Origin of the sequence: Thiocapsa sp. C2-2m, from assembly GCF_041903745.1 — a bacterium.
GTDB classification, from domain to species: Bacteria; Pseudomonadota; Gammaproteobacteria; order Chromatiales; family Chromatiaceae; genus Thiocapsa; species Thiocapsa roseilacustris.
Genome location: NZ_JBBWVD010000010.1, coordinates 56,015 through 76,957, shown reverse-complemented (window position 1 = coordinate 76,957; position 20,943 = coordinate 56,015). Strand labels below are relative to the sequence as shown.

Genomic DNA, 20,943 nt, shown 5'->3' with positions numbered 1-20,943 from the left:
GGCGTCCGGGAAACGCTCGGGCGCATGTAAAAAGAAGGTTCCGAAGCTCATGCGCACACCCCACGGCCGAGTCGACCCAGAGCGAACCGCACAAAGCGACCGGCCGCCCGCAGACGATGCCGCAGCGGGATTGCGATCAGGCTGCGATCGCAGTCCCCGCTGCGCACGTGCCCCAGGATGCGCTCCGGCCGGACGGCGGTATCCGGGCGCGGGGCCGTGTCGCCTTGCGTGAGCACCTTCCAGGCACCGGCGCGACGATAGGCGCCGATGACGCGATGCAGCGCCAACCGATTCCCGTCGAGCAAGACCACCACCACGTCGCCGGGCCAGTAGATCCGTGCGGGACCGCCGACATCGACCAGGGCGCCGTCCAACACGCAGGGCGCCATGCAGTCGCCGCCGACCCGATTGGCCTCGTTCCGTGGTCCGTTGCGCCAAGCAAAGCCTGGAAGGAGAGGGAGTTAGCGAACGCGCCGGCGCTCTACAATCTGCTGAGGGATCCGGCAACGATGCTTGCGTTCGGGTGAGTAGGCCGCGATCGGCAGCCCCAAAACCTCAGAATAAGATAGACGCCACAGAGGACAACGAGCCCTCCTGCAGCACGAGCGATCACATTTTGCAGACATTGAGAAAAACGACGCCTTCCTCGACCCTGACCTGTGGTTCGGTGAACCAATCGGTCGCGTTGAACACGGTCTGAGGTCGCTTGCGGATCTCTTCGTCTTGCGCGACGGGTGTGACGTCAACCTTGGCGGCGACCGGGGAAAGCTCCTCCTTGGTGGGAGTGATGAGCTTCTGCGGCGCGCCTCCCTTATCGAGAGGTTCCTGCGCCATGACCGAGAAAATGACCCCGCAGCCCATGGATCCGAGCAAGACCGCCGGCACACATCGCCTGACACTGCGGCGCAGCCATCGTCGCATTAAACGCCCCCCATTGGATGCGGTTGATCCCAGATGCCCCGAAGGTACCCTTGACTTACCCGCCGGCATCTGCCGTCGGCAATCGTCGCGTCATGCCGGAATGCCGCGCCCCGTCATGGCGAGAGTCCTGTCAATGAATTGAGCCATCACCCCTACGAGGAATGAGATTCCCCATCGCTGGGGGGAACAATACGCGTGGCGGATTGCGGTCGGTTCGGCAACGCACGTAGACGGGGTACTCTTCTCTGTGCGCTACCCCTTAGACAGCAACGGGCGCTTGGGTCGTGCTCTCGCCCGGGGAGAGGAGTGAGATTCAACGACGCTCACTTGACGGCGACGGGCACGAGCCGCGTCTGCCCGGCGACCTCGGTGTGCTCGATGTTGGCGGGATCCTGCCCGGGGTTGAGTCGGTCTGGCCCCGTGACTCGTCTTGGTCGAGGGTCTCGAATTGACCCCGGACCGGATCGTGGTGACGTCGCGCTGCTGTTTCTGGTCAGCGCGCGCACCACCGCGCTGGATCCCGAGCGATCGCCCGCGTCGCGCTTGGCCGCCGAGCGTCTCCTCACCTGGATGACCGTCACGCCCATCGAGCCGAGACCCGGGGAGCCTGGGTTTGCTGCCCGGGTGGCGCTGTTGCGGACACTGCTCGACTTTCCGCCTGCGCCAGGGGTGGAGGCCGCTGCACGACGCTTGCTTGAGCGGATCACCGATGGAGACGCGTCGAGGATGATAGGGCGAATACCGGAAACCCTCATACGAACGGCGTAGGTTGTGCCGAGCCGCGCGAGGCACAACCAACCGTCGGCGCAAGTTGTGCTTCCTATCGTCAGCACAACCTACGGGTATGGAAGTTTGCGGAAATCACCTAGACTCCGGCGCGCGCTTTGGGATGCTTTTCGGCGATTTCCGTAGATAGGCATCCCGACTGCAAACCTTTACCCATATCTCGCAAAGAGAGTTGTTCTCACGGAGACACGGGTAACGACACGCCCCGACTGCGCATGAGCGGAAGATCTGTAGTGGCCATCGGGGCGAATGAATTCGCCCCTACACGCCGGTAGATCCGTTCCCTGAAATCACCTTAACCTCGCGCGGGCTTCACGAAGGGTTTTCTCATGCTTCACCCGTATCAGTTTCAAGTCAACGAGGCTTGGATCGCGTTCAAGCTGAACGACAAACTCGTCGTTCGAGTCCCCGAGGATCAGCTTCTGGCCTTTATTGCCGAGGCGAGAGACGGGTTTAGAGGGCATTTCAGTATGGGTGGCCCGTGGTGAGGTCGGGCCTTTGCTGACGTCGCTGATGAGCCCGGCCAATTTGGCTGATGGGAAGCGCAGGGCGCGTGAAGCCGTTAACAGCAGACAGGACTTTTCGGCCTAGTCGGGCTCCCGGAGTCGATCGAGCAGGTCGAAGGTGATGGCGCCTGTGGGCGCAATACCGCGATCGGTCTGGAAGCGTCTGATCGCGTCGCGGGTACGGGGGCCGATCAGTCCGTCGGCCGGGCCGGCGTCGAACCCGAGCGCGTTGAGATGGGCCTGGATCAGGATGACTAACGCGTTTGATAGAGGCGGCGCATCGAGAGGTTGCGGCGTGCCGTCCACTGAGACGCATCGGGCCAAGACGACCTCGCGATCGCTCGCGGCGTGACGGAAGAGATAAGGCTCGTCGGGATCGCACACCTGCTCGGCGGGTTTGGACTCGAGTGCGGGCGACTCCGACGTGGCGACGTCCGGTTCCTTCGGTTCGATTGGTCGACTCGGCGCATCGAGCGCGGGGGCATCGAGCTCGGCGGTCGAGTCGAGCACGTCTGGTTGTTCGGTCGACCCAGCGGTCGGCCCATCCGTCGGCTGTGCGCTCGGGTCGGGATCCGTGACGTCGGGCAGTGGAGCGGGCGCAATCGCTAGTGGATCGGGCGCAGCCGGGGAGGGCGTCGGCGGCGCCAAGATGGGCCTTGCGTCGTCCTGATCGACACGGGGAAGGGTCGGTCTCTGTGTCGGCACGATCAAGGCCAAGACGATCAACAGCGTCATGATGCCGAGCCAGAGGCCGCCCGCAAGAGGCCAAGCGGTGAGGCGGCGGTCCAGGTCGGTGGGTGGACGCCGAGCGAGCTCGCTCAGGCGGTCGCGGAGGCGCGCAGTCACCGGGGCAGAGGCATTCCGATAGCCGCGGATCGACCAGCGCAGGGTCCATCGCGCACTTATCAGGAGCGGGCGGACCAGCCCGAGCAGATCGCCTGGCTTGACGCTGTCGACCAGGGTCGCCAGCGCCGCGGGCCGTCGCACGGCGAGCACGGCGACGGGGAGGAGGAGTAGACCTGCCAGGGCGATCAACCCGACATCGGTCAGCCAGGCCGTCGGTGATCCGAGAGCCAAGGGATAGAGGATCACCAAGCCGATCAACGGAACCCAACCCAAGAGTGCCCAAGTGACCCGAGGGATCGCGGGCGTGGCCAACCCGCGTCCGGAGCGATCCGCACCCTCGCCGGGCGCAGCGAGCCGCGCCCCGAACCCAAACCATCCCGCGACTCGGCCTCGATCAAGAAATAACTTTGAAGCGCGTTCCGCTCCTACCTCGTGGTCCACGCCTGGATCGCGATCCGGGAGCACATCAAGAGCCGCTCCATGCACGCGCTTCAAACCCCACATCATCCAAACGAACCGTACCATCATCCAGGCAGTGGCGACGGTGGTCAGGGCGACCGCGACCTGCAGCCACGCCCAATCGGAATCGACGAAGACCGGCTTGATCCCGTATTTCGCCACGGCACCGCTGGTGAGGGGCACGGCGGCCATCGACAAGGCCAGCAGCACGAGACCGCCGAAGACCAGCCCCTGCGCACCGGAGGACTTGCGAAGACCCACGCCGAGAAAGAGCCCGCCTTTGGTCAGCGCATGGTGTCCGGCGTAGAGCGCCAAGCCGATGGCGGCGACCGGTGCCATCGCGGGCTCGATGAGCATGAGTCCCAAGGTCATCGCCATGAGCCCCATCTTGCCGACGCTCGAGTAGGCCAGCAGGACCTTGGGGTTGGACTGCAGGATACCGATGGGGGCGGCATACAAGGCCGTCGCCAGGCCGGCAAAGACGAACAGCAGCCCCCAGCCCGGCAAAGCGATCTCGCCGACGGGCAGGAATCTCAGCCAGCCGAGCAGGGCGACCTTGATCATGGCCCCGCTGAGCACCGCGCTGGCCGGGATGGGCGCGGCCGGATGGGCGAGCGGAAGCCAGACGTGCAGCGGGACCAGGCCGGCCTTCACCGCGAGACCGAGCACCAGGAGTGTGATCGCGAGATCGTCGAGCTCGACCAGATCCTCCGGTGTCGGCACGATCGATCCGGTGATGGAGGCGATCATGACCAATGCCGCGAATAGGGCAAGCTCCGCTCCCAGGGTCAGGACGAGATAGACCTTGCCGGCCTTCAAGGCGCTGCGGTCGCCCTCGTGGATCACCAGGCCATAGGAGGAGATTCCCATGAGGGCGAAACCGACATAGAAGCTGACCAGGTCTTGCCCGACGATCAGCCAGAGGTTGCCGGCCATCGCGAGCAGGAAGAAGGTGTTGAAGCGCCCGACGTGCGGGGTTCCGCGCATGCTTGCAACGGCGTGGATTCCGGCGGCGATCCAGAGGATCGAGGTGAAGATCAGAAAGATCCGTCCGATCTCGTCGAGACCGAAACGCGCGCCGAGCAGGAGCCAGGGCAGGTCGAGCGACTCCCCGACCGGCACCAGCAATGCGGCGACTAGCGCCGGCACGGCGGCCACTGCAGGGGTCCACCACGACAGCCGATGCATGGCGAAGGCCGCCGCCAGAAGCGGAATCGCGGCGACGAGCGGGAGGAGCCAGGTCATCGGCCGTACTCCCGCTCGGCGATCAGGGTCGCCCATTCCAGCGGTGTGAAGGGTGCGGCCGCGAAGAGTCCGGCGCTCAGCGCAAGCACCGCCGTGATCACCGGCGGCCAAAGCAAGGCGCCCGCGATTTCCAAGCGCCCGGTATGACGGTGCTCCTGCGGCCACTGCTTCGGGGCGGGCCTGAACCAGGCACGGTGCAGGATGGGCAGGAAGTAGGCGGCATTCAGCAGGCTGCTGGCGATCAGGACCGCGAGGACCCAGTTCGAGCCGGCGTCCGCGGCGCCGAGGCCGATATACCACTTGCTGACGAAGCCGGCGACCGGCGGGATCCCGATCATGCCGAGCGCACCGACCGTGAAGGCGAGACTGGTCCAGGGCATGCGACGCCCGACGCCGTCCATCTGGCTGACCTTGTCAACACCCAGTGTTTCCGCATAGTTCCCGGCGCAAAAGAACAGCGTGATCTTCATAAGACCTTGGTGGACCAGGTGAACTAGGCCGCCGATGGTCGCGATGGGCCCGAAGAGCGAGGCGCCGAGCGCGATGTAGGACACCTGGCTGACGGTCGAGTAGGCCAGCCGCTTTTTCAGACTGTCCTGCGTCAGGGCCATCATCGACCCGTAAATGATGGTGATGGAGGCCAGGATGCCGAGCGCCAGCAGCAGACCGTTGGCATAGGCGAACTCGGCGCCATAGACATCGTAGACCACGCGGACAATCCCGAAGGCTCCGGCCTTGACGACCGCAACCGCGTGCAGCAGTGCACTGACCGGCGCGGGGGCGACCATTGCTTGCGGCAACCAACCGTGCAGCGGGACCAATGCCGCCTTCACCCCCAGCCCGGCCAGCAGCACGAAGAAGATCAGGATCAGCTCCATGCGAATCTCTTCGGGCGACACGCCCAGGATACCGCCCTGCGTGAACTCCACCGGGCCGACGAGCGCCTGCAGCCAGATCGCCCCGACCAAGAGCAGGGCCCCGCCGCCCATGGTGTAGGCAAGATAGACCTTGGCCCCGTGCGCGGCATCGGGCGTGCCGCGGTGCGCGACCAAGGGGTAGGTCGCCAAGGTCAGGATCTCGTAGAAGATCACGAAGGTCAGGAGGTTTCCGGACAGGGCGATCCCGACCGTCGCGGAAACACAGATGCTGAAGAAGCCGAAGAATCGGCTGCGATTCGGCGAATGCTCCAGATAACCGATCGCATAGACGGTTGTCACCAACCACAGGAGCGTGGACAAGGCGACGAAGAGCACCGACAAGGCATCGGCGCTGAGCACTAGGTCCAGACCCGGTGCGAGTGTCCAGCGGGTCTCGAAAAGATGCCCGTCGTAGACGCCGCGGATCATCCAGATCACCAGGCCCACCTTGGCCAGCGCGCCGGTCATGTTCAGTACCGTGCGCAGGCGATGGCTCTCTTCCTTCAAGACGAAGATCAGCATGCCCGGGACCATCGAGCTCAGAACGATCGCGGCCGGCAGCCAGGCGTCGAAGCTCATCCGAATGCCCCCTGCTCGAGCAAGACCCAGAGCGGCTGTGCGGCGACCCCGAGCCCGAAGGTCGCGATCAGCCCGAGCAGGAGCGCCGGGAGCTCGGTGCGCGCGTCGTTGACGAAACGATAGGGCGTGGGCTCGCGATTGAAGGCCCGGCTGAGGACCCGAAAGATATAGGCGGCCGCGAGCAGTGTACCGATCATCATCACGGCCGGCCACCACCAGAGCCCGAGGATCATCGCCTGTTCAAGCATGATCCACTTGGCGAGAAAGGTCCCGCTCGGCGGCAGACCGATGAGGGCAACACCGGCCAGGCCGATCGCAAAGGTGGCCGCAGGCAGCGCCTGCGCGGCACCGCCGAGCTCGTCGATCCGGTCGTGGCCGGCGGTCTTCTGCACCATCCCGGCGGCGAGGAAGAATCCGGCCTTGGCAAAGCCGTGGGTCAGGGCGAGCAAGACGACGGCGGCCAAGAGATTGTCCCGGGCCAAGCCGGGCGGAGTCGCGGCCAACAAGGGGAAAGCGATGAAGAGATAGCCCATCTGGGCGACGGTCGAATAGGCTGCGAGAAGCTTGAGCCGTTCGGCGCGCAGTGCCCGCCAAGACCCCCACACGACCGCGGCGGCGCCGAGCACCCCAAGCAGATTCGCCGCGGCCTCGTTGAGCACCGGCGCGAAGACATCGAGCCAGAGGCGCAAGGCCAGATAGAAGGCGGCCTTCACCACGAGGGCCGACAAGGCGGCACTGACCGGCGCCGGCGCGTTGGCATGGGCGGGCGGGAGCCAGAAGTGCATCGGGAAGAGGGCTGCCTTGAGGATCAGGCCGCCGATCATCAGGGCCATCGCGGTCCAGGCAACGGGTCCGGGCTCGATCGCCTCGGCGACCAGGCCGATATCCAGCACCCCGTAGGCGGCATAGACGAGCGCGACGCCGAGCAGATAGCTCATGGAGCCGAGCAGACCCACCAAGAGGTAACGCAGGTTCGCGGCGACCGCCTCGCGCGTCCCGGTGAGCGCGCCCAAGGCCGCGGCGGAGAGGCCGAGAAGCTCGAGCGTCACGTAGAGGTTGAACAGGTCGGCTGCGAGGAAGAGTCCGTTCAATGCGCTCCACAGCAGCATCCAGAGGGGCCAGAAGTGCCGCGCGCTCTCGCTTTTGAAGTAGCCGCCGGCATAGACGCTGACGGCGAGGGCGACCACATTGGCCATCGCCAGGAAGGCCGCCGAGAGCCCGTCGGCCTCCAAGGCGATCCCGAGCGGGACGCCCCAGCCGCCAAGATCGGTCCTCAGAACACCGTCGGCCCAGACCGCCGCCGTGACTGCCAGGGCGCACGCCGCCGTGAGCACGGCGGCCAAGAGGCCCAGGCCGCGCGCATGCACGGGCGCGACGGTGACCGCGCATGCGCCGAGCAGCGGCAGGGTGACCGCCAGGGGCAGGGCGTCAATCATCTTCTTGATCCAATCGCTTGCCGAATGCCAAGGCGAGTGCCGTGGCGCTGACGGCAACCACGATCCCGGTCAGGACCAAGGCGTGCGGGACCGGATCCGGCGGGGTGTCGATCCCGCGGTAGGCGATGGCGACCAGGATGTGGAAGACGCCGGCCCCCATCACGTTGATCGCGATCAGCTTGCGCAACAGCGGCACATGCACGAGAAACGACCAGAGGCCGAGGAGCGTCAGGATGATCCCGGAGCCGCCGTAGAGGAGTTGGGCGTAGAGGACCTGGCCTGTCACGCCGTCTCTCCGGTTGTCGGGTGTGCGGTGGGTCGGCCGCCCAAGTAGGCCGACGCCAGGGTCGCCCCGATGGCCAAGGTGGCGGCGGTCTCGATGATCAGGATCAGCCATTTCGCGAGGCCGGCGGGGTAGGTCAGAAAGCCGTCGCCGAAGAGGATGAGCAGCAGACCCGTCATGCCGCAGACGAAGACGCCGAGCGCAACGAGGATGCGCAGTCGGCCTTCGGACGGCAGTCCGGCGTTGCGATGTCCGGCGAGCGCGAGCATGACGCCGGCCGAGCCCAGGAGTGCGCCGGCCTGAAAGGCGCCGCCCGGTGCATAGGCGCCGACCCACAGCATGTAGCCGGCCGAGAGGATCAGGAGGGGGACAAACCCGGCGACCATGCCGTCGAGGACGCTCGCGGCCGGCTGAAAACCGGTGCCGGCTGATCCGAGGGACCAGATGCCGAGGAGTGCGGCCAAGAGTACCGCAAACTCCAAGAGGGTGTCGTAGACGCGGAAGTTCAGCAGGACCGAGGTCACCGGGTTGGACACGCCGCTGTCGGGCACGTGCGCCAGCGTGACGGCTGCGAGCCGTTCCCCCGCATCGCCCGTCACCGCAAGGAAGAAGGACCAGCCGAGCAGGCTGCCGACGGCGATGAGTCCGAGCGGGATGAGGATGTGCTCCAGAGGCCGAATCACGTCGCGTCCTCCGGCTTGCCGGTTTCGGCAGACGAGGTCTTGCGACCCGAGGCCCGTCGTGCCGCGGTAAGCATCAATGCGCCGCTGAGTCCGGCCCCGATCGCGGCCTCCGCAAGGGCCAGATCGGGCGCCCGAAGTCGCGCCCAGACCAGCGCGAGCAGCAGCCCGAACGCGATGAAAAGGATCACGGCCCGCCGCGGCTCGCGGCTCGTCACGGTGACCACGGCAAGGCCGAGCAGGGTCAAGGTCAGCAGCAGATCGAAGAGGGCGAGAACGACTGTCACAGGACGTCCTCGCCGTCGCCGCGCAGCGCGCGCTTGGCGATCAGGTGTGCGCCCGTCGCACCCGCGATCACCACGAGCAGCCAGACCAAGACGAGCTTGAAACCATAAAAGAGGTCGGGCACCAGCGGCATCAGCCCGAGCACGACGAAACCTAAGCCGACATTGTCGGCCTTGGTCAGTGCGTGGAGCCGACTGAAGCGGTCGGGTAGCCGGATGAGACCGACCGTTCCGGCGACGAAAAAGAAGGCGCCCACCAAGAGAAAGGCGCCGGAGAGGAGCTGTAACGGATCCATCGAATCAGTCTCCTTGGTTCGTGAGACGCCGCCGAGTGAAGGCAGTGACGGCGACAGCGGCGAGCAGCGAGAAGATGAGCGCCACATCGATCAGTGCCGGGACCGCGAGCACCGGAGCGAGGAGCAGGATGACGCCGATCCCCGAGGTTCCCATCAACTGAGCCGCCATCATGCGATCCGACGGGGTCGGACCGATGGCGACGCGGATCAGTCCGGCGGCGATACCGGCCATCAGCACCAGTGCAATAGTCAAGATGTACGTGCTCATGGGTGGTCCTCCGGATGTGCCCGTGGTTCGTGCGCCGGGGATCGCCCCGCCGTTGGCCGGTCCGCAACGGGTGCAAGCGATTCGCGGAACAGGGCGGCGACGCGTCGCTCGAGCGCGGTCAGATCGCCCACGACGTCGGTGCGCACATCGAGTGCGTGCACCGTCACCCGATCCCCGTGCAGATCGGCACTCAGCGTACCGGGTAAGAGGCTGATGGTGTCGATGAGAACCAACCGCGCCGCCGGGCTCTTCAGGCGAACCCGATACTCTTGATGTCCCGGTTGAACACGCATCCGAGGGAGCAGCACCCGCGCGGCGACATCGAGCCCGCCGCGTAGCGACTCGACAAGAAAATAAGGTACGAATCCGGCCAGTCTCACCAGGGATAGGCTCCGCTCCCGTGGCTCGGACAGTTTAAGACTCGCCAGCGTCGCTGCCACGACGAAAGGCCCGCCGACGATCCACGCCGCGGGGTCGGGCCCGACCAGGATCAACCAGACGATCGCGAAGACGATCATCCGTATCAGGGCTGCCCGAGGATGTGCGAAGACGAAATGATGGTGCATGGGTCCAAGCTTCGAGTGCTGGTGTTCGGTTGTCGATGCTCGGCTCGAGACCGATCGGCGGATGTCAGCGTTTCCCGAGCCAGCTGGCGCGCCGGTCGAGCGGCGCCTTCCACCGTGAGTAGACCCGAGTTGGGGCTTCGTCTGCAACACTCCAATGGGGCTCGTTTGGAAATCCGGACAGAGACGGATAAACCGAAGTGTGAGCATTTTAAAGACGAATTGTTAATGGTAAAAGCCACTATACTTGAGAAGTGTATTTGGCCGTGTGAGGAAAACACCCTAGACTGCGCGTCCTCCCGTGCGATTGGATCTTCCAAGGTTCCAGGCAGTCAAAGACAGCGCAACCGCTCGGCAGCGAACACAGGAAACAGATGTCGCATCTTCGAAGAAATCTACTCACCGGGGTGGTGACCGTGATCCCCCTCATGGTTACCGCCTTTGTCTTCATATTCTTTCTGGACCTGCTCTCGGGGATCGGGCGACCCAAGGTGATCATCCTCGCCAATGCGGTGCGACCATTGTCGCCGGAGGTTGCGCGCTGGATCTTGGACGTACCCTGGCTCTCCTCTGCGCTCGCCATCACGCTGACCCTGTTGATGTTGTATCTTCTGGGATGGGCCGTGACTCATCTGGTCGGGCGCAAGATCCTGTCCGGTGTCGAGGAGTGGCTCAAGTGCATCCCCTTCGTGACGACCATCTATGGGGCGACCAAGAGGCTCGTCGAGGCGTTTCGGACCGACGGGATCGACAAATCCCAAAAGGTGGTGTTGGTCGAGTTCCCCCATACCGAGATGAAGGCGGTCGGTTTTCACACTCACACCATGATCGACCGGGAGAGCGGCATCGAGCTGGCGGCAGTCTATGTGCCGACTGCACCGAACCCGACCAGCGGCTATCTCGAGATCGTGCCTTTGGATCGAATCATCCCTCAGGACTGGTCGGTCGACGAGGCCATGACCTTTGTCGTTTCGGGCGGCACGACGGGACCCGAAACGATCCGATTCACCCGACCCGGAGGGGCCCGAGGCGGGCAACCTGGCCCGGCTACAACCGCCGCCTTCACGGTCGAGCGCACTGTGTGTCCGCCCGGTACCCGCGCGGCAAACCGCTGAATTCTACGCAACCTAAAGGAGTTGAAGCATGAACGAGAAGCCGGCAACGGTGCCGCTGGGCCCCGACGAACGACGGGATTCTCCGCGGGATCCCGCCCGAGATGCAGGTAGGGCCGATCAGCCGAGACCTGTGGATGCAGGTTCGAGCGCGCGCACGAGCTCGCGCCCCTCCGCACTGCGCATCGTAGGAATCGGCCTTGCACTCTACGCCGTCGTGGTGCTCGCACTCGGCATCGTCTGGTCGCGCCAGCCACCCAGCTTCGACGTTGCTGCCCTCCAGGCTGAAGAGTTGGCGGCCTCCGGAAGCAAGCCGGTGCCGGGTACGGTGGTCGTGGCCGCGGCGATCGGCGTCGGTGAGACATTGTTGAACAAGCCGGGTGGGTTCCTCTACAACGACCTGACCCCGCCGGGACTGTATCTGGACAACATGCCGAACTGGGAGTACGGAGCGCTCATGGAGCTTCGTGACTCCGTGCGTGCGTTTCGCAACGACTTCACCCGCTCTCAGACCCAGTCCATCGAGAACGACCATGCGAAGCGTGCAGACGTGAAGCTCGCGATCGATGCCTCGTCGTGGATGCTTCCGTCGGCCGAGGACGAGTATCGCCAAGCCCTCGAGGCGTTGCGACTCTTCATGCGTGACCTCTCCACCGGCCAGGACCGAAGTGCGCGCTTCTACACCCGTGCGGACAACCTAGCTTCCTATTTGGCGGTCGTCGAGAAACGGCTCGGCAGCCTTGCCTTACGTCTGAGTGCAAGCGTGGGCGATCACGAGCTGACCGCCGCCTTGGTTCGGAACGTCGACGACGGGGATGCCGAGTTGGAGGCAGTGAAGACCGAGAGCGGCGGGGCATCGACGCCATGGTACCTTGTCGATGACATCTACTACGAGGCTCGCGGTTACACATGGGCCTTGTTGCACATGATGCGGGCCATCTCCATCGACTTCGCGGACATTTTGGCGTCCAAGAATGCGGACGTCTCGATTCAGCAGATCATTCGCGACCTCGAGGGTGCGAGTAAGCCGATGGTCAGCCCGATCGTACTCAACGGTCACGGCTATGGCGTCTTGGCCAATCACTCACTGGTGATGGCGTCCTACATCTCGCGCGCCAATGCGGCGGTGCTCGATCTAAGGATCCTGATGCAGCAGGGCTGAACCGCGTCCAGCCCCGATCGACGCTGACGCATCGGCTCGGCGTTGCGTGCATCGAGCGGTGTCGGAGTCGGCGCGGTTCAGGAAAGGACAAGCCAAGGAAAAGGGGCCTTGCGGCCCCTTCCCATTTCCGTCAGATGCTATGCTGAATTTAGATTCCCGCTTCGATGCCATCGGCAGCGTAAGCGGATCTTCATCTGCCGTCAGCCGAAAGAATCCCCGACGATGTTCTTGTACCAACTGTAGGCGTACTGAAGCTCGCGCGCCAGCGCCCAATCAGGTGCGTCCGCCGGCGTCACCCCGCCGGACCCCTCGACGTCCTTGATGGTGCCATCTTCGGCGATTTTGTAGACGCCCGCGACCGAGATGCAATAGTTGGTACCGACAATCGAGTAGCAGGTATTGACGTAGGAGGGCGTTCCCGGCTCCTCGCCCTTGAGCATCGCAACGACCGCGGCGGCGGCGACCTTGGCCTGACTATTGGCTGCATAGCCGGATTTGGGCATGGCCCCGGCCAGGCAGGCGTCGCCGATCACATGGACGCCGCTCTGCAGCTTGGACTCAAAGGATCTGGGATCCACCGGGCACCAGCCGCTGTCGTCCGCAAGCCCGGCGACCTGTGCGATCTCGCCGGCCCGTTGCGGCGGGATAATGTTGATGATATCGGCCTTGATCTCATCGCCGAAGCCGGTTTCGACCGTCATGTCAGAGACACTGACCGAGGTGACGGCTGAATCCGGACCGGGTCGCCATTCGATCAGCGCATTGTCCGTCCCGTAGCCGTAGAGCCGTTCCCACGCCTTGGTGAAGAGACCTTGTTTGGAGAATGCCTGCTTGGCGTCGAGGATGATGACCTTCGACTTGGGCTTGTTGGTCTTGAAGTAATGGGCGATCTGGCTGGCGCGCTCGTAAGGTCCGGGCGGGCAGCGGAAGGGATTGGCCGGTGCGGAGATCACGACGACGCCGCCGTCGGCCATATCTTCGAGCTGCTTGCGCAGGATCAGGGTCTGCTCGCCCGCCTTCCAAGCGTGCGGCAACTTCTGCGCAGCCTCTTCGCTGTAGCCTTCGACCTTGTCGAACAGGATCTGGATACCCGGCGCGACGATACAGCGGTCGTAGCCGAATTCGGTCCCGCCAGCGGTCTTGACGACCTTTTTCTCCGCATCGATACCGCTGGCCGTGTCGTGCACCACGTTGATCCCGCGCGCCTTCAGGCCGTCATAGCCGACCTTGAGGGTGTCGTACGCACGGTCGCCGCCGAGCACCTCGTTGCTCAAATAGCAGGTGATGTATTCCTTGTTGGGCTCGATGATGGTCACATCGATGCTCGAATCGGCCATCTTGATGTACTTCGCGGCAGTTGCACCCGCGGTGCCGCCGCCGACGATCACGACCTTCTGAGTCGCGCCGAAGGCGAGGTGAGGTGCACCGACTAGACCGACCGCAGTCGCGGCACCGGCAACTCTTACGAAATCACGTCTGTTGATATTCATCTTGTTCTTTCCTCCGGTGGCGTTACTGCTGGCTCGCGTAGAAAGCAAACACGGCTGCGAGACCCGCGTCTCCGTCATTCTCGAGAAGGTCATCCAGCTTGCTTCTCATCTTCTTGGGGATCTCGCGGCGATCCTCCCGGAAGTCCGACATGGTGAATTCGAGATAGGGTGTCCACTGGCCGGCGAGGAGATAGAAGTCCTCGGCATCCTCACCGGTCTCCGGATCCCGCAACGGGATGCCGCCCTCGGCATGGCAGTTCTCGCAATACTTGTCGTGCAGCTTCGCACCCTGATCGACCAGCGGCTTGTCGTAATCCTGCTGAGCGGGCTTGAACTCCTGGGTGTTGAAGAATTCGGCCATCTTCTCGAATTCCTCGTCCGTATAGCCCTTGGCGATCCGGCCCATGATGGTCGAGTAGATGTCGCCGCTCTTGTAGCCCTGCATCATGTCGACGAAGACGACGCGGTTGATCCCGGCGATGATGGGCGATGCCGGACCCGCACTCTGGCCGAGGGTGCCGTGACAACCGGCGCAGGTGTTGCCGAGCATCGATGCGGTGGCGTCGGCATTGGCTCCCGAGGACAGGCCGAGCGCGAGTGCGCCGGCAAGTAGGGCCAATCTTGGTGATATCGTGGCCATGCTTCCTCCAAATGGTCGTTAGGTGGTGTCGGTAACGCGCGGCGCTCGATGCCGCGATGCAAAAGGGGCGTCCTTGTTGCGTCCCTCGGTGCATTCGGTGTCGCCCCGGGCCGCGTCGGTCGCGTGGCGGCCTCAGGGGCTCGGTCGCTGCGCTAAAAGCGCAGCGGCTTCTTGATTGCCTTGTTGTTTCGCCAGCTCTGCGGCGGTGCGCCCGTCGCGGTCGGTCAAGGCAGGGTCGGCGCGATAGTTCAGCAGGAGTCGAATCAGTTCTGCGTGGTCCGTGACGACCGCTTCCATCAACGCGGAGGTGCCGTCTTCGTCCTGAAGGTTCGGATTGGCGCCGCGCTCGAGCAGGAGCAGGGCGGCGTCCGGATGGCCTTGGCTGATGGCCAGGATCAGCGCCGTTGCGCCGAGTCCGTCGCGGGCATTGACACCCGCACCAGCGTCGAGCAGGGCCTTCGCAACGTGCCAGTATCCCGCGTCCGCGGCGATCAGAAGTGCCGTCTCTCCATCCTTGTCCCTCGATTCGAGCTCAGCGCCGGCTTCGATCAAGAGGTCGACGACTTCGACCTGTCCGTGTGCGGCGGCCAACATCAGCGCGGTGCGCCCGTCCCGGTCCGACGCCTTGGGGTCGGCCCCTCGAAAGAGCAGCTGCTCGACCATATCCGAAATCCCGTAGCGCGACGCGATCATCAAGGGATCCCAGCCGCTGCGGGTTCGGTCGTGTACATTGGCGCCCCGCTCGATCAAGACGGCGGTGATGGCGATATTGCCGTGCTCCGCGGCAAAGGTCAGCGGCGTGCAGCTCGCAACGGTGCGGGCATTGACGTTGGCTCCGCGTGTCAGGAGCAGGGCAACCGTCTCGAGGTCGTCGGATTCCACGGCGACCATCAGGGCCGTTTTGCCGAACTCGTTGGCCGCATCGACCGGGACCCCTTGGTCGAGCAAGGCCGCGACGGCCTCGATGTCGCCGATCATCGCGGCGAGTCGCAGCTCTTTGCCCAGATCGGGGCTTGCCGGTTCGGCCGCCTGCACATCCGCGAGCAGCAAGGAGGCGAAGAGCAGCAGAAGTAAGCCGATCGCCCGTCGATGTTGCTTCGGAAGCTGGTTGACACTCATGACCGACCTCGGCGTGTTCGCTGCGTGCCGCGCTCAGGCGGCGTCCGGATCCGCTGGCTTGATCGTGCCATCTGCGCCCCGATGCGCTTCGGATGCCGCTTGCGTGTCTTGTGCAGGCGCCTTCGGGGGCTCGGCGGACGGCGGCTCTTCCGGCTCGTCGGGGAGATGATGCGCGATCCCCTTGTGACAATCGATGCAGGTCTGGCCGCGGTCCTCGGCCGCGCCGTGTCGGCTGCGGGCGGAGCGGCTCTGGGCCGACAGATCCATATTGGAGAAGTCGTGACAGCTCCTGCAGCTGCGCGAGTCGTCCGCCTTCATCCGGTCCCAGACACGATTCGCCATCGCCCAGCGCTGGGCCTCGAACTTCTCCGGGGTGTCGATCGTACCGACAATCTCATGGTAGACATCCTTGGCGGCCATGAGCTTGGCATGGAGCTTCGGGAAAAACTCCCGCGGCACATGGCAGTCCGAGCAGGATGCTTGGACACCGGAGGCATTCTTGTAATGAACCGTCTCCTGATATTCGGCGTAGGGGATCTGCAGACTGTGGCAGGAGACACAGAGATCCATACGATTCGAATAGGCTAGACCGCCGGACATTGCAACGGCAAATCCGATCCCCGCCACGAACACCAGTGCAAAGACGATCAGCGATGTCCTGCGTGTGGATCTGCGGGCTTCAGACATAGACATCCTCTTCACGGCGACGACTCGGAGACGTCGGTGGCCGTCACGGCTCTTATAGTTGTGGACGCCGGACCGGCGTTTATTCTTTGACGTTTCGCAATCGATGTTACGGCATCCGTGCCATGCTTGCCAAGGTGGGCAAGCGTTCGGTTATCGGTTATCGGTTATTCGGTTATTCGGTAATCGGGTCGGGGAGAGCGGCCGGCGTAGGGTTGGGCCAAACGGATCGATCGGGTCTCAGTCCGCGTCGCGTTGCGCGCCGATCCCGCGTTCGCGCGCGAACTCGAGCATGCGCCGAATCGGTACCAGCGCGCGCTGACCGAGGGCCGGATCGATCAGGATCTCCTGGTCACCCTCAAGCAGGACCTGCTCCAGGTTCTGCAATGCATTCATGGCCATCCATGGGCAATGTGCGCAGCTCTCGCAGGTGGCGCCTTCGCCGGCCGTCGGGGCCGGGATCAGGGTCTTGCCGGGCGCGAGCTGGTGCATCTTCCAGAAGATCCCGGCGTCGGTCGCGACGATGAACTCTCGGTTCGGCAGCTCGACCACGGCCTTGATGAGCTGGGTGGTCGAGCCGACCACGTCGGCCTGATCGACGACCTCGTCCGGAGATTCGGGGTGAACCAGCACTGCCGCCTCGGGATGGAGCTTGCGTACGCGCTCCAGCGCGAACGATTTGAATTCTTCGTGAACCACGCAGGCGCCGTCCCAAAGCAGCATGTCCGCCCCGGTCATGCGTTGGACATAGTGTCCGAGATGCTTGTCGGGCGCCCAGAGGACTTTGCGGCCTTGCTCGGCGAGATAGGCGACCACCGGCAGTGCGATGCTGGAGGTGACGACCCAGTCGGACCTGGCCTTCACCTCGGCGCTCGTGTTGGCGTAGACCACGACGGTGTGGTCCGGGTGGGCATCGCAAAAGGCGCCGAAGGCGTCGGCCGGACAGCCTTCGTCGAGCGAGCAGGTGGCGCGAAGATCCGGCATCAGGATCCGTTTTTCGGGATTGAGTATCTTCGCCGTTTCGCCCATGAAGCGAACGCCGCAGACCACCAGCGTCCGTGCACTGCTGGCGGCCCCGAACCTTGCCATCTCCAACGAATCGGAGACACACCCGCCGGTCTCTTCCGCAAGGGCCTGAAGATCGGCATCCGTGTAATAATGGGCGACCAAAACGGCATCCTGCGCCTTGAGCAGCGCCTTGATCCGGTCCCTGAGCTCGCTCTTCTCGAGCGTGGTCAATGCCGGCCATTGCGGGTGCGGCGGGACCTCGATGGCGGGTCGCGACGCGTGCTCGGGTGTTGGAATGCTCATCGTGTCCTGTGCTCGCAGTTCGATCAGGCCGCAGAGCGCTCCTGCTTGCCGGTGATATTCGCCGGATCTTCGGGGAGTCGCACCGTGTGCGGCTTGTGCGGCGACTCCTTCAATCCCTTGGGGTTGGTGTAGCGCTCGTTGAGCGTCTGCACGAAGTTCTCGCAGTTCTGAAGGACCTCGTTGATCTGCGCGCGGGCCTTGCCGCTCCAGCCGATCGGGCGACCGATGATGACCGGGCGATAGAAGCGGGTGTTCTTCCTAAAGGCAGACATCAGATTTCCTGGCGGGTTCTTGCGCGCGACCTGCTTTCTCAGCCAGGGCTCGACACTCATCGCGGCAAGTTTACGGATCGCGAAATGGGTCCCGATGGCCAGCGCAACCAGCACCCCTATGAGTGCATTTTGGCCCCAGGGGATCTGGCTGGTGAGTATCTCCAACCACGCGGGTTGATAGTAAAGCCCGACCCAGTGGCCTGCGTCGATGCTCCAGTATAGGAAGAGGGCGCCGACGAGGGCGACGAGGGCCGAGTCGGCGAGCAGTGTGCGGGCGCGCCAACGCCGTACGGCGCTTTGCAGCAAGGGCACGGCCTCGTGGCCGAAGGCGTTGGCGGTTTCGCGCAAGGCCGCGATGATGCGGTAGGCACGCTCGATCTCGACGCGCTCCATGCGCAGGAAGATCTCGCCGAGGTCTTCGTCGCGCTTCTTCTCGAAGCGCCTGCGCTTGTGCTCGTCCGGGATCGTGATCGCGGCGTCCGGGTTGTAGATGGTATAGAAGCGGCCCGCAGTCAGGCCCGCCTCGCCGATCGCTCGCAGCCAGGCCGCGACGACGTCCTCCGGGTTGTCCTCGTTCGCGGCGGTATCGAGCTGATTGAGGATGTAGAGAAATTTGCCGGAATCGGCACGATGGATGGTGTCCTTCACCAGATGCTTGAGCGTGTCGCGCATGGCGCCCGGCTCGGGGTGGCGCGCGTCGAAAAATACCAGCACCAGATCGGACAGACCGATCATGTGGTCGCTGATGCGCAGGATCGCCGTGCGTTGGGCGTCGGCGTCGAAGCCGGGCGAGTCGATCAGGATCTTGCCGCGCAGACGCTCGCTGCAGCAGGTCTTAAGCTGAAGATAGGCATCGATGCGTTTGCCTTCGCCGCCGGCGACCTGCTCGATGTCGTGCGACATCTGATAGAAGGGGAAGCGCGGATCCGAGTCGAGCGAGACGCCCGGCAGCGAATGGCTGACCGTCTCGGGACTGTAGACGATGACGGTGAAGCGATCGTCGACGGCCTGATTGCCGGTGCGTTGCAGCTTCTGCCCGAGAAAATAATTGATGAAGGTCGACTTACCCGCCGAGAAGGTCCCCAGGATCGAGATCAGCGGCCACCAGGGAATCTGGGTTGCGAACGACTGATTGGTGTCGAGCAGCCCGGTCCCGTAGGCAACGCGGTCGATCGCCCGAAAGCTCTGCACGGCACTGAGCAGGACCGGGTTCTCTTGCTCCAGATGAGACTCCAGCTCCTGCATGCGCTGTTGGACGGCCTCGGCAGTGGACGGCATAGGGTCGGCTCCTGGATTGGATCTGGGTCTGGATCTGGATCTGGGTCGTGATGCTTTGCTTCGGGATATGGCGAGGGGACGTTGCAATCGGGTCAACGGCATCGGAGATGCTCGATCCGATTGTCGGCAGACCGCATCGGTCACTGCGGCCAGGTCGATACGGCCCCCGGCCGCAATGGCAGCCGATGTTACACTGAAGTTCGGCGAGATGGATAGGCGGCGACCGGATAGGGTTAATCGAATCGCACGCGGCTCTATGAGTGCCCAGCGCCTGAGCCACTTCCGGTCTTTCGTGCGGCCTTGCCGAAGGAGTTGCGTCGAACCTGCTTTCGTCGGCTTGAAAGTCGAGCGTTGTCGAAGGCATACTGCGTCACTGCGCCGTCCGGAGAATGAGAAGACCACGCGGCACTGAGCAGGCCAAAGGCGCCCGGGCTCGGATGCTGCGGATCCCAACGGATGAGCGCCGGACCCACGAGGCTGTCCGGCGTCCACGGCAGGTCCGAACGCCATAGCGCCGATCGGACGTGCGACAAAAAACCCAGCGTTTGGTGTGCGATCCGATGTCAATACAGTTTCGAACCGCCCGTTTTGCGTGCACGCTCGCCATTGCCGCGGCTGCCTCGTCGGGCCTGGTCCAGGCCCAGATGCAGGCCGATATCGGCGAGACCTTCGTCGTTCAGCAGGCGCAGGGCGCTCCCACCGTCTCCCTTGGCGGCAGTGTGGTCCCCTACAAAGAGGTGACGCTTGCCGCGCAGCTGCCGGGGCGCATCACCTTCATCGCCGGGCGCGAGGGCGACACCTTCAAGGAAAAGGATCTTCTCGTGGCGATCGGCGACGAGGAGCTGCTCGCGAATCGACGTGCGCTGCTCGCCCAGATGGCGAGCGCCGATGCACAACTGCGCAATGCCGGCGTTCAATACTCCAGAGAGATCTACTCGCCGCAGTCGCGTTCCTCGATAGGCGGGATGGGTCTGCCGAATCTGTTCGATCAGATGTTCACGGGACCGGCCGAGAACTTCATCGGGGAGCGCGATCGCACCGCCGAGCGCTCGGCCGATCTCTTTGCCTCCGGGATTCAGATCCAGGAGGCGCAGAACGCCATGCTGCGCCTCCAGGCGGAGCTTCAGGCGCTCGACTCCAAGATTCGCGATGCCCGCAGCATCGCGCCCTTCGACGGGGTGATCGTGCGTAAGCTCATCGAGGTCGGGGACACCATCCAGCCCGGGCAGCCCATGCTCAACTACGCCGACGTGGAGTACCTGCAGATCGATGTCGATGTCCCGGCGCGCCTGCGTCCGGGCCTGCGCGACGGGATGATGGTCCAAGCCGAGCTCGATCCGGACAATCGGCGCGTGCCGGTCCGGGTGGCCCAGATCTTCCCGATGGCCGATCCGCAACGTCACACCGTCAAGATCAAGTTCGATCTCCCGCAGGGCGTGTCCGAGCCCGGGATGTACGCCAAGGTGCTGGTGCCGGACCTCAATGCACCGGCGCGTGCCAATCCCGTCATCCCGAGCAGCGCGGTGCGCTACAACGGCAGCTTGCCCGGGGTCTATGTCTTGAGCGAGCGGGGCGAGCCTCAGCTGCGCCTGATCCGCGTGGGGGAGGAGCTCCCGGGCGCGATGGTGACCATTCTGAGCGGGCTTCGTGCCGGCGAGAGGGTCCTCACGAATCCCGGTCCCCGCGTCACGGCCGGTTGGGCGAGCGGATCACCCGTGGATCGCTGACAACCGCTCCCTTCAGCCCCGGCGACCGCCACCGCGATCGCCTGCGCAATCCATGTCGCAGCGATGCGGCGCAGGCCCG

22 protein-coding genes are annotated in these 20,943 nt (G+C 64.3%); 5 read left to right on the top strand and 17 right to left on the bottom strand.

Features of this window, described 5'->3' with window-relative positions; genetic code table 11:
- Positions 1–47: 47 nt before the first annotated feature.
- Positions 48–389, bottom strand: a complete 342-nt coding sequence (locus tag AADX97_RS09500) for a hypothetical protein (RefSeq protein WP_374232608.1) — start codon at positions 387–389, stop codon at positions 48–50.
- A 220-nt stretch (positions 390–609) separates the two neighbouring features.
- Entirely contained in the window at positions 610–921 is a 312-nt protein-coding gene (locus AADX97_RS09495) for a hypothetical protein (protein WP_374232610.1), read from the bottom strand.
- Between the two features lie 420 nt (positions 922–1,341).
- Between AADX97_RS09495 and AADX97_RS09490 the strand changes: the two genes are divergently transcribed.
- Entirely contained in the window at positions 1,342–1,689 is a 348-nt protein-coding gene (locus AADX97_RS09490; protein WP_374232611.1) for a hypothetical protein, read from the top strand.
- A 347-nt stretch (positions 1,690–2,036) separates the two neighbouring features.
- Complete coding sequence (locus AADX97_RS09485) at positions 2,037–2,195, top strand: hypothetical protein (RefSeq protein ID WP_374232613.1); 159 nt, start codon at positions 2,037–2,039, stop codon at positions 2,193–2,195.
- Positions 2,196–2,294: 99 nt separating this feature from the next.
- Here the strand turns inward: AADX97_RS09485 and AADX97_RS09480 are convergent, their stop codons facing one another.
- Genes AADX97_RS09480 through AADX97_RS09440 form a run of 9 tightly spaced genes read right to left on the bottom strand, consistent with a single transcriptional unit; the run spans position 2,295 to position 10,072 of the window.
- On the bottom strand, positions 2,295–4,763 hold the full coding sequence (locus AADX97_RS09480; protein ID WP_374232614.1) for a proton-conducting transporter membrane subunit: 2,469 nt from the start codon (positions 4,761–4,763) through the stop codon (positions 2,295–2,297).
- Entirely contained in the window at positions 4,760–6,259 is a 1,500-nt protein-coding gene (locus AADX97_RS09475; protein ID WP_374232616.1) for a complex I subunit 5 family protein, read from the bottom strand. Before AADX97_RS09475 ends, AADX97_RS09480 begins: the two co-directional genes overlap by 4 nt.
- Complete coding sequence (locus tag AADX97_RS09470; RefSeq protein WP_374232617.1) at positions 6,256–7,695, bottom strand: complex I subunit 5 family protein; 1,440 nt, start codon at positions 7,693–7,695, stop codon at positions 6,256–6,258. Before AADX97_RS09470 ends, AADX97_RS09475 begins: the two co-directional genes overlap by 4 nt.
- Positions 7,688–7,981, bottom strand: a complete 294-nt coding sequence (locus tag AADX97_RS09465; protein WP_374232619.1) for an NADH-quinone oxidoreductase subunit K — start codon at positions 7,979–7,981, stop codon at positions 7,688–7,690. The genes AADX97_RS09470 and AADX97_RS09465 overlap by 8 nt, the downstream gene beginning before the upstream one ends.
- Complete coding sequence (locus AADX97_RS09460; RefSeq protein WP_374232620.1) at positions 7,978–8,661, bottom strand: MnhB domain-containing protein; 684 nt, start codon at positions 8,659–8,661, stop codon at positions 7,978–7,980. Before AADX97_RS09460 ends, AADX97_RS09465 begins: the two co-directional genes overlap by 4 nt.
- On the bottom strand, positions 8,658–8,945 hold the full coding sequence (locus tag AADX97_RS09455) for a Na(+)/H(+) antiporter subunit B (RefSeq protein ID WP_374232621.1): 288 nt from the start codon (positions 8,943–8,945) through the stop codon (positions 8,658–8,660). The genes AADX97_RS09460 and AADX97_RS09455 overlap by 4 nt, the downstream gene beginning before the upstream one ends.
- Positions 8,942–9,238 (bottom strand): cation:proton antiporter, encoded by a 297-nt coding sequence (locus AADX97_RS09450; protein WP_374232622.1) that lies wholly within the window; start codon positions 9,236–9,238, stop codon positions 8,942–8,944. Before AADX97_RS09450 ends, AADX97_RS09455 begins: the two co-directional genes overlap by 4 nt.
- Before the next feature lie 4 nt (positions 9,239–9,242).
- On the bottom strand, positions 9,243–9,506 hold the full coding sequence (locus AADX97_RS09445; RefSeq protein WP_374232623.1) for a monovalent cation/H+ antiporter complex subunit F: 264 nt from the start codon (positions 9,504–9,506) through the stop codon (positions 9,243–9,245).
- On the bottom strand, positions 9,503–10,072 hold the full coding sequence (locus AADX97_RS09440) for a Na+/H+ antiporter subunit E (protein WP_374232624.1): 570 nt from the start codon (positions 10,070–10,072) through the stop codon (positions 9,503–9,505). Before AADX97_RS09440 ends, AADX97_RS09445 begins: the two co-directional genes overlap by 4 nt.
- A 371-nt stretch (positions 10,073–10,443) precedes the next feature.
- On the opposite strand from AADX97_RS09440, the gene AADX97_RS09435 reads away from it, so the two are divergent.
- The gene (locus AADX97_RS09435; RefSeq protein ID WP_374232625.1) at positions 10,444–11,184 is read left to right on the top strand and encodes a DUF502 domain-containing protein; all 741 of its coding nucleotides are present in this window, start codon (positions 10,444–10,446) and stop codon (positions 11,182–11,184) included.
- Between the two features lie 28 nt (positions 11,185–11,212).
- Positions 11,213–12,343: a DUF2333 family protein gene (locus AADX97_RS09430; protein ID WP_374232626.1), complete on the top strand. Its 1,131-nt coding sequence runs from the start codon at positions 11,213–11,215 to the stop codon at positions 12,341–12,343.
- Positions 12,344–12,543: 200 nt separating this feature from the next.
- Here the strand turns inward: AADX97_RS09430 and AADX97_RS09425 are convergent, their stop codons facing one another.
- The 6 genes from AADX97_RS09425 to AADX97_RS09400 all read right to left on the bottom strand — a co-directional run bounded on the left by AADX97_RS09425 (position 12,544) and on the right by AADX97_RS09400 (position 19,137).
- Complete coding sequence (locus AADX97_RS09425; protein WP_374232627.1) at positions 12,544–13,833, bottom strand: FCSD flavin-binding domain-containing protein; 1,290 nt, start codon at positions 13,831–13,833, stop codon at positions 12,544–12,546.
- 22 nt (positions 13,834–13,855) lie between these two features.
- A complete protein-coding gene (locus AADX97_RS09420; protein ID WP_374232628.1) occupies positions 13,856–14,473 on the bottom strand; it encodes a cytochrome c in 618 nt (205 codons plus the stop codon).
- Positions 14,474–14,605: 132 nt separating this feature from the next.
- Positions 14,606–15,592, bottom strand: coding sequence for an ankyrin repeat domain-containing protein (locus AADX97_RS09415; protein WP_374232629.1), 987 nt, complete (start codon positions 15,590–15,592; stop codon positions 14,606–14,608).
- Positions 15,593–15,625: 33 nt separating this feature from the next.
- Positions 15,626–16,279 (bottom strand): NapC/NirT family cytochrome c, encoded by a 654-nt coding sequence (locus AADX97_RS09410; protein WP_374232630.1) that lies wholly within the window; start codon positions 16,277–16,279, stop codon positions 15,626–15,628.
- A 237-nt stretch (positions 16,280–16,516) separates the two neighbouring features.
- Positions 16,517–17,587: a quinolinate synthase NadA gene (gene nadA / locus AADX97_RS09405; protein ID WP_374232631.1), complete on the bottom strand. Its 1,071-nt coding sequence runs from the start codon at positions 17,585–17,587 to the stop codon at positions 16,517–16,519.
- 23 nt (positions 17,588–17,610) lie between these two features.
- Positions 17,611–19,137 (bottom strand): dynamin family protein, encoded by a 1,527-nt coding sequence (locus AADX97_RS09400; RefSeq protein ID WP_374232632.1) that lies wholly within the window; start codon positions 19,135–19,137, stop codon positions 17,611–17,613.
- A gap of 644 nt (positions 19,138–19,781) precedes the next feature.
- Between AADX97_RS09400 and AADX97_RS09395 the strand changes: the two genes are divergently transcribed.
- Positions 19,782–20,864, top strand: coding sequence for an efflux RND transporter periplasmic adaptor subunit (locus tag AADX97_RS09395; RefSeq protein ID WP_374232688.1), 1,083 nt, complete (start codon positions 19,782–19,784; stop codon positions 20,862–20,864).
- Positions 20,865–20,943: the final 79 nt, after the last annotated feature.